Below are 2,727 nucleotides of genomic sequence, written 5' to 3' on the forward strand. Positions count from 1 at the left end.
TCGTATCACCGTCATTCATGTTGTATTCGCCATCGGATGCCGTGATAGTCCCGGAGAAATCTGCGCCTTGCGCGTCTACCGTTATCTTCCCGCCTTCGGCGTTGAGTTCACCCGTTGTCTTCACGCGGTCGTTCGCGATTAAGTATATCTCGCCATTTATATTCTGGAGTGTGGTCGCTTTGATAAGCCCGTCATTATTCACGGCGTTCTCGAATATATCCTTGAGTACGCTCGCCGTTAGTATTACCGTTCCGCCGTCGCCGTTTATAACGCCCTTGTTGAGTATGGCGTCTTTCACTTCTTCACCGTTCTCGCCGGCTATTGCCGAAGATATCTCTTTATCTATCGCTACGGAGATCATGCCAAGGCTATCGAGCTGAACGGTCATTTTCTCGCCCGAAGCCAGTATTACCTTGCCCAGTTTCGCCTGGACAAGCCCCTGGTTCTCTACAGAGCCGCTAAGAAGGGCCACATATCCGCCGTCTTTCGCGACGATCTCTCCTTTATTCACTATGTAGCCGTTCCCGTTCGCGGCTTTCGTGAATATATAGGAACCGTCGAGAAAGCTCTCGTTGGTCATGTTAAGGGTCGAAGCCAGGAATCCGGCCGCGTTGATCGAGCTATTCGCGCCGAATATTATCCCATTGGGGTTAAGTAGCCATACCCGACCGGTCGCGTTCAGCGTACCGAATATCTCCGATATGGTCCCTCCCGTAACCCGATTAAGGATTATAGCGTTCGAATCCTGCAGAAAGTTCACGGTTTGCCCGTTCGCTATACAAAACCTCATCCAGTCGATGATAGCTTTGTTCCCCATCTGTTTGATGTTCATGGTCGACCCGTCCGGCTGGGTAATATATACTTCACCGTTACGAACGGTGTACCCTGACGGCAGAGCGAAACACATTGGGTTAGAAGAGAAAGCGATGATAGTCGCGATCGCGACTATCCGTTTCAGCTTCTTGAATAAATTTGGGCTTTTCATTTTGACCGACCTCCGTTTTTATCTCCACATTATGTTACTAAACAGTTAGCTGGCCCGCGTGCAGGCCCTTTCCCTCTTCTTTCCTATATATACAGCGTTCCTCTATTACAGGAACATCTTAACTTCTATATAAGCCCTGGATTTCGCGCCGTCCGAACCTTTTTGTCCGAGCCCGAACCCATAATCGAACGATACCGACAGTTTTCCGGGTATATCAAATCTTAAGCCGGGGCCGAAGCTATATATGGTCTCCTGCGAAAGCTCTCCGACTGCCGGGTTCTTATTCTCGACCTTGCCCCAATCAAAAAAGATAAGGCCGCGCAGGGAATCATATACCGTTTCCCGGGTAAAGGGTATCCTCCAGTCCTTAGGCACGCCATAAGGAGGCACATAAAGTTCATGCGACATCTGGAACCCTCTATCCCCCGCGTATTCCGCTACGGGATATCCCCTTACCGTTGAAAAACCGCCTATATTGAACTGTTCGGACGAGGTGAGCGCGTCTCCCGTAAGCTGCATCGACCCCCTCATCATATAGGAAAGGTCCCAGGGGAGGTCTTGTATCCTCGCGAAATTGGTAACACTGCTGAAGAACTGGCCGCCGGCCTTTGACGCGGCCCTTGACGCTCTCGGATCGTTCTTCCCAAGCCCTCCGAAGATATCCTTTATGCCGAAATTAAAGGTCTGCGTGATGATGTTTCGGCCGCCCCACGGGTCGGAAATATCGAAATCCAGGCCGAGTTTGCCTATCCTCATAAGATCCTGGCTTACAATAATGCCGAGAAGTTTATTCTGTATCTCCTTATATTCGAAGCCCGGGACTACGCTCATCGTAAAATTGTCCGTGTTTATCAGTTTGTAAGAGTAATACAGCGACACTATATCGCCCCGGCCGGTTATTTCCAGATCCCCCACGTTGCCGGCAAGTTCCTGATAGAGATGTATATAGGAAGCGCCTATCTGCGACTTCTCGTCTATAGGCAGCAAGTACCTCGCGGAATATAACGAAAACCTTCCGGCTTCTCCCAGTTGCATTTCCCCTGATACTATGTGCCCCATTCCTAGAAAATTGGTGGCCTTAAGCTCGGTGGAGTATTTATTTTTTTCAAGGAACCGGGAGTTATAGTTGTTGTACCCCAGCGTAGCGTGAAGCGGGAGCTTATCTCTTACTTCCATGTTTATATCGGTTTCTCCCGGGCCGGCCCCTTTCGCAAGGACCGTGCTCGCGTTCCTGTCGGGATGCTCGTTTATGTACTGCACGTTCTCTCTCAGGGTATCGTAATTAAAAAGGTCGCCTTTTCTCTGGTCGAGATATCTTAAAAGCGAACTGGCCTTGAAGTATCTGTTGCCTGTAACCGTTATTTCCCCTACCTTTCCTTCGGACACTGCTATCCTGAGGGTCTGGTTCTCTATCCTCTGCGGGAGGAGATACGCTACAGACGTAACATATCCGCGCTTACGGTATTCATCGGTTATTTTGTCGGCCACGGCCTGGAAGCCCGCGAGCGACATTTCCGTCCCCTCATAAGGCTTGACCAGCTTTTGTATAAAAGCGGGCCTGAAAACCGTCACCCCCTCGACCTCTATCTTCTCGATAAAGACCTTCGGGCCTTCCTCCTTTGCCGGTCCTGCCGGCGCTTCGGGTATGACCCCGCTTTCCTCCTTAATGTCGGGTTCGGTCTTTTTCGTCTTCAGCGCTTTGGTCATGGCGTCCTGGGCCCTCCTTTGCTGGAAGTCCCGCT

The 2,727-nt window shown here is 50.6% G+C and carries 2 protein-coding genes; both read right to left on the minus strand.

Annotated elements, in window-relative coordinates:
- Positions 1-985, minus strand: a 985-nt coding sequence (locus tag PHH49_08795) for a filamentous hemagglutinin N-terminal domain-containing protein (GenBank protein ID MDD5489037.1), incomplete at its 3' end; no start/stop codon positions are given.
- Between the two features lie 105 nt (positions 986-1,090).
- Positions 1,091-2,727 (minus strand): ShlB/FhaC/HecB family hemolysin secretion/activation protein (locus PHH49_08800; protein ID MDD5489038.1); only part of this gene is annotated, 1,637 nt, incomplete at its 5' end.

It is taken from the genome of Candidatus Omnitrophota bacterium (assembly GCA_028715965.1).
Classification (GTDB): domain Bacteria; phylum Omnitrophota; class Gorgyraeia; order Tantalellales; family Tantalellaceae; genus JAQUQS01.